The organism is Actinacidiphila oryziradicis, from assembly GCF_005047355.1.
Taxonomy (GTDB): Bacteria; Actinomycetota; Actinomycetes; order Streptomycetales; family Streptomycetaceae; genus Actinacidiphila; species Actinacidiphila oryziradicis.
Genome location: NZ_SUMC01000218.1, coordinates 1 through 6,040, shown reverse-complemented (window position 1 = coordinate 6,040; position 6,040 = coordinate 1). Strand labels below are relative to the sequence as shown.

Here is a 6,040-nt window from a genome sequence, read left to right as displayed (position 1 = left end):
CACTCCGGGCCCGTGGAACCCGGCGCACCCGCGGCGTCACGCGACGGCCCACCTCGAACGGCCCGAGGACATTACGGGGCGAACCGCCGAGCAGGTCAGCGACCGAATCCCGCTGACGAATCGAGGTCAGCAGTAATGGCCCGGTAAATGGCTTAGAGAAAATCCAAAGGGAGGAAATCCGGTGTCTTCCCTACCGCTGAAATTCCTGGTGGCGAGGGCAGATTTTCGTGGCGACCTGCGTGACGGAGCGCATGGTGACGTGGCCGCGTGCTGACTGGCGCTGCAGTTGCTCGGCGATGTGGGAGGCTCGGTGTGGGTCTGCGGCCGCACGGCGACGTTTTGTCGGTCGAGCGCACGGCGACGTGTGTCGCTCGAGCTGCGGGACACCCCGGTAGGGATCAAGGAACGGTGTGGCGCGGGTTGAGTCCGGGCGCCAGATGGGGAGCTTCTCTGTGAACGCTGACGTCAACCTCCCGCTCGACTCGGAGGGGACCTTCCGCCTGATCGTCACGGGCGGCGGGACTGGCGGCCACACCTACCCTGCTCTCACCGCGGTACGCACTCTTCAGGCCAGGCTCGCGTCGACCGGCAGGGCGTTGGACGTCCTGTAGGTGGGAACGGCGGATGGCCTGGAGGCCCGCGTCGCGGCGGCCGAGGGGATCGGGTTCGCTGCGGTCGCTACCGGCAAGGTTCGCCGCTCCAGCAATCCGCTGAAGCTCGTCTCCCCGGCTAATGTGCGGGACATGGGCCGCGTGCCGCTCGGCGTCGTCCAAGCCCGCAGGATTGTCTCCGACTTCCACCCTGATGTGGTGCTGGCGACGGGCGGCTACGTCGCTGTGCCGGCGTCCCTTGGTGGTCCACGAGCAGACGGTCCGGCTGGGCCTGGCGAACCGGTCGCTCGCTGGCAGGGCGACGCGCGTGGCGGTGTCCTCCGAATCGACTCTGCCGCTGTTGCCGGAGTCGGCCCGTGCGACTGCGGTGGTCACCGGCAACCCGGTGCGGCCCGAAGTGCTGTCTGGGCAGGCGGACAAGGCGATCCAGGCCCTGGGCCTGCAAGGCTTCGACCGGCACCGCCCCACCGTCTACATCACCGGCGGCGCTCAGGGATCGCAGCAGATCAACAGCCTCGTGCGCGACATCCTGCCGTGGCTGCTGTCGCAGGCCAACGTCATCCACCAGTGCGGTCCGGCGAATCTCGCCGGGCTCCAGCAACACACCACGTCACTCCCCGGCGAGCTTGCGGCCCGCTACCTCCTCACCGGCGCGGGGTCCGGGGGTGAGGATACGGATGGCGGCCGGGCGCAGGTGCGGGGATGGTTCGGCCTGCAGGGCGGGGATCAGTCCAGCGCGCAGCAGGGAGGATTTTCCGCTGCCGGAGGGGCCGAACACCGCGGTGAACCGGCGGGATGAGGCGAGATTGAGCAGGCGGTCGGTGAGCTCATCGCGGCCGAAGAAGACGTTGGCGTCGTCGGGTTCGAAGCGGGCCAGTCCCCGATACGGGGGCTCAGCGTCCTCGTCCTCGGTGCGGGGCTCGGCCGCTGCATCCGCGGCCGCCTCACGCCACCGCGCCGCCCACTCCGCCTGATCGCCGTCACAGGCTCGGACGTAGGCCAGCACGACCGGCAGGGTCGGCAGCCGCTCGCCGGCGGCCGCCTGCGACAGGGTGCTCGCCCCCTGACCGGTGCGCCTGGCCATCAGCCGGTACGTGGGGCTGTCGGCCTCCGCCCGCAGCTTGCGTAGCTCCGCGGCAGACCGCGCCACCGGCCCCGCACTCGGATCCAACGGGCTTTCCGGACGCCCCGCCATCAACAGCTCCCCTCCCGTCCCGCTTCCCCCGTGGACGCGGCGTTGTGGCCCCAGAAGGTAGGCGCGCCCGTGACAGGAGGGCAAGCCAGAGGCGCGTTCTTTGGTCAGCACCGCGACGCCGTGCCCGTGACCTGCGTCGCGGCCATTGATCAGGGTGGCAAGACCGGCTGCCCATTCAATACCCAGACCGCTGAACTCGATGACACAAGCACCGGCCGGGTCCGCCACAGGACCGTGGATCGGCCGGTGTCCACCCATCCGTTTGCCAGGAAGGAAGTCCTCAGGCAACCGAACCTGCGCCTCACGGATTACCAACGAGGGAGAAAAATGATCAAGAAAGTAGCCATAGGCATGGCAACGGCAGCGCTGGCTCTGAGCGGCCTGACCGCAGGGACAGCCCATGCAGGGGAAGCCTCGGATGTCATCGTCCCGCTGGGCACCTGCTCCTTCGCCCACCCGGTTCCGGCTGGGGTGCATCAAGTGAAGGTCGGCCGTGCCACGGTCCAGCTGCGGTACAGCACGACGACTCACTGTGCTTGGGGCAGGATCATCAACGCGAAGAAAAACGACAAGGTGTGGGTCGACCGGACGTACGACAACGGGAAGACCTACAACCACCTCGGAGCGACAACGGTGAAATCCGGGTCGGATACACACACACCGTCCTACTACGACGGCGGCGGGGCCAAGATGCGGGCCTGCGCGCACTCGGGCGGGGTAACCCACTGCACCTGGCCATGGTTCTGACAGAACCGGTGGCTGGCCAGCGAGCTTGCTTGCTGGCCAGCCAGATTTATTGATCGCGGGGACAAGCTCGACTTTCGACGTTTTCGTTGATCGTCGTGGGGTCGCTCGGATGGATGGTGGGGGCCTGATCTGGCGGTGCGGGGAGGGGCAGCAGAGAAGCATCGGCGGTGCTTTGTGTCGCCTGCTGTGAGGGGGAACCATGAACCTCGATGCATTCGTTCACCGGCTACGAAATTCTTGTCAGAGCCTGATTCATGACACTCCCCGTCAGCCCACCTTCGTCAGCAGGGTGGTCGGTAGGGAAGGGTTCCGACATACTGTCGCCACAGTTTGCGGGTGAGGACGTGTCGGGTGACTGAGCAGATGCGTCGGGTGGCGTGCTCAGGGTCCAGGTCCCAGAGGCGCACGGTGCCGTCGGTGCTTCCAGTGGCAAGGAGGTTGGGGTGGTCTGGCATGAACGTCATCGACGTGATGCTGTTGGTGTGGCCTGTGAGGGGGTTCCCCAGCATTTTCGGGTGGGCGGGTGTGGTGGTGTCCCACAGCCGGACGGTGCCGTCCTCACTGCCGATGGCCAGGGTATGTCCGTCAGCGCTGAACGTGGCGGCGAGGATCCCGTTGGCGGTGAAGGGGGCTCCTATTCGCGTCGGGTGTGCGGGGGCGCTTACGTTCCACAGTTGGATGGTTCCCGAAATGGAGGCGGCGGCCAGCAAGTGCCCGCGAGGTGCGAAGGCCACGATTATGCCTTTGAGGGAGTTGGCGAGGTGCTTCGGGTGGACGGGTGTGGTGGTGTCCCACAGCCAGACTCGATCACCCGTGTCGCCACTTGCTGTAACGGCGAGTGTGTGCCCGCTGGGGCTGAACAGTAGGTGGTCGTAGACGTAGTCGTATGAGGCTGCGAGAGTCCGGCGGAGGCGCTTGGGGCGGGCAGGCTCGGCAATGTCCCACAGCCACACGCGGGTGCCCGAGCCGTCTTCCGCCGTTGCCAGGGTGCGTCCGTCGGGGCTGAACGCCAATGATCCGACGGTGTAGTCCTCCGGGGTGGTAAGGCGTCGTCCGAAAGGTCTGGGATGAGCCGGATCGGTGGTGTCCCATAGTGCGACCGTTCCGTCGTCGACGTTGGCGGGATCGTCCATGGCGATGGCCAGGATGTGTCGTCGGGGTGCAAACGCTGCGGCTGTACCGCGGAGAGGACGGCCGAGAGGCCTTGGGTTGGCGGGGTTGGTGGTGTCCCACAGTTGGACTGTTCCCCCGACGCAGGATGTGGCCAGAATCCGGGCGTCCGGGCTGAATGCCGCCGGAGAGACATCCGAGCAGCCTGCCAGGACAGTCGGGGGGAGGCGCCACATACGAAGCGTGCTGCCGACGGTCATCAGGTGACGACCGCCGGGGCCAAAGGCCACGGAGACTCCTGCGTCTGTGGGGTGACCCAGCGGTCTGCCCAGAGGGAAGAGAGGATCGGAGACTTCTGCGGAATCAGCGAGGCCGGTGACGTTCCACAGTTGGACTCCGTTGCTTCCTGCTACGGCCAGGATGTGCCCGTCAGGGCTGAATGCCACGGCGTGGACATTGGAGTTGTCCCCGGTGCTCATTGGCTCATCAAGAAGCGTGGGGCGTCTTGGGTTCTTGATGTTCCACAACCAGACCTGACCGATACCGGTGCCCTCGGTGGCCAGGTATTTTCCGTCGGGGCTGAACACCAGCGTCTGGTTGAACACCAACTTCCTGTTGAGCGTGGACAGGACAGCCGGGTCAGCCGGATGCGAAAGGTCCCACAACCGTACGGTGTCGTTTTCCATGGTGGCCACTACTCGGCCATGAGGGCTGAACGCCATCATCTCGCCGGGCAGGGAGTGCGCCATTCGCTTCGGGTGAACGATGTCACGGACGTCCCACAAGAAGATGCGGTCGGTACCGGCGGCGAGGACACGCCCGTCGGAGCTGAAAGCCAACGATCCCGCGCCGGAGTAGCCAGGCACATGGAGAACTTCGAGCAGGGTCAGCCGAGCAGGGTGGGATGTGTCCCACATCCGGATGGTCCAGCCTCCGTCCGCAACGGCCAGAACATGTCCGCGTGGACTGAATGCGGCGACAGTACCTGGCAGGGTATGACCGATCCGCCTGGGACGGGCGAAGTCATGCGCGTCCCACAGGCGCACTTTCTCGTCTTCGCCCGCTATCGCCAGAAGTCGTCTGTCAGGGCTGTACGCCACCGTTTCGTTATTGGAGACGGACGGCACCGAATCCACCGGAGCGCTTGGATTGGGGATTTCCGAGAACAGTGCGGTGGTGGTCGTGCTGATTAAGTCGGTGTACGTCTGTGGTGAGCGGTGCACGCGATCGGCGACGATGTCGAGCTGAGCCGCGAGCGAGGCGTTCTGGGTCTGGAGGGCGACGTCGGTTCCACGCAACTGCTCCGCTTCACTGGTGATCTGACGGGAGACAGCGACGTCACGTTCCTCCTGCGCGGAAGTACGTTGCCGAAAGGCGAAGACGGCTGCGCCGGACGCGAGCAGCGCGAGGATGCACATGGCGGCAACGAACCCCCGGAGCCGCCGGGCCCTGCGGACGGCCGTTTGCTCCTCACGGTGCCGCTCGTCACGGCTGGCCGCGAGAAACACCGCCTCCATCGTGGTCAGGCCGAGTCCAGGGCCGGCGCCGGCGAACGCCTCCTCGGCCGCCGCAAGGCGAGTTCCGCGGTAGAGGGCGTCGAGGTCACGGTCCAGATCGTGCCAGCTGCGGGCGGCTTCGGTGAGTTGTCGGTGGATGCGTAGGCGGTCGCGTTCGGCGTCGATCCAGGTACGCAGGCGGGGCCAGGCGGCGATCAGGGCTTCGTGCGCCAGGTCGACGGCGTCGTCATCCAGAGTGAGCAGCCTGGCACGGGTGAGGTGTTCCAGGACGGTGGTGGTCTCGTCGGGGTCGCCGAAATCGAGTTCGGTGCGGGAGGTGGGGCGGCGGGTGTCGGGGGTGCCGTCGCCGGGGGTAATCAGGCGCAGCAGGATGCTGCGGGCGAGGTCGGTCTGGGTGGGGGTGAGGCGGGTGTAGAGGTGTTCCGCGGTGCGGGCGATGGCGCCGTGCAGGCCGCCGGCTGCTTCGTAGGCGGTTTCGGTGAGGGCGCGGCCTTTGCGGCGGTGCCAGGTCTCGAGCAGGGCGTGGGACATCAGTGGCAGGGCGCCGGGCTCGCCTTCCACGTCCGTGAGGATGCGGTCGGTCAGGGTGCGTTCAACGATCAGTCCGGCGGTCTGGGCGGGTTTGACGATCGCCTCGCGCAGTTCGTCGCGGCCCATCGGCCCAGCGAGCAAGGTGGCGTCCTGCAAGGCGGCTGTGAGTCCCGGATGTTCGGCGCAGCGGCCGAGGAAATCGGCACGGACCGCAATGACCACCCGCAGCCGGGCGGCCGGGTCGGTGGCGCTCAGGAGCCGGTCGATGAACTGGGTGCGTTCGGCGGGGTCGGTGCACAGGGTGTAGAGCTCTTCGAACTGGTCGACGA

3 protein-coding genes and 2 pseudogenes are annotated in these 6,040 nt (G+C 66.8%); 3 read left to right on the top strand and 2 right to left on the bottom strand.

What is annotated here, in order from left to right; translation table 11 throughout:
• Positions 1-452 precede the first annotated feature (452 nt).
• Both FCI23_RS62035 and FCI23_RS53625 read left to right on the top strand, forming a co-directional pair.
• Positions 453-611, top strand: coding sequence for a hypothetical protein (locus tag FCI23_RS62035; RefSeq protein ID WP_246144900.1), 159 nt, complete (start codon positions 453-455; stop codon positions 609-611).
• Positions 612-1,263, top strand: a pseudogene (locus FCI23_RS53625) (UDP-N-acetylglucosamine--N-acetylmuramyl-(pentapeptide) pyrophosphoryl-undecaprenol N-acetylglucosamine transferase); the annotation flags it as partial. It abuts the gene before it with no gap.
• 6 nt (positions 1,264-1,269) lie between these two features.
• Here the strand turns inward: FCI23_RS53625 and FCI23_RS62030 are convergent.
• Positions 1,270-1,806: pseudogene (locus FCI23_RS62030) on the bottom strand (nSTAND1 domain-containing NTPase); the annotation flags it as partial.
• Between the two features lie 69 nt (positions 1,807-1,875).
• Here FCI23_RS62030 and FCI23_RS53620 point away from each other — a divergent pair.
• A complete protein-coding gene (locus FCI23_RS53620; protein ID WP_136731437.1) occupies positions 1,876-2,553 on the top strand; it encodes a DUF2690 domain-containing protein in 678 nt (225 codons plus the stop codon).
• Positions 2,554-2,834: 281 nt separating this feature from the next.
• On the opposite strand, the gene FCI23_RS53615 is transcribed toward FCI23_RS53620, so the two are convergent.
• A partial coding sequence (locus FCI23_RS53615) for a WD40 repeat domain-containing protein (RefSeq protein WP_136731435.1) occupies positions 2,835-6,040 on the bottom strand: 3,206 nt, incomplete at its 5' end.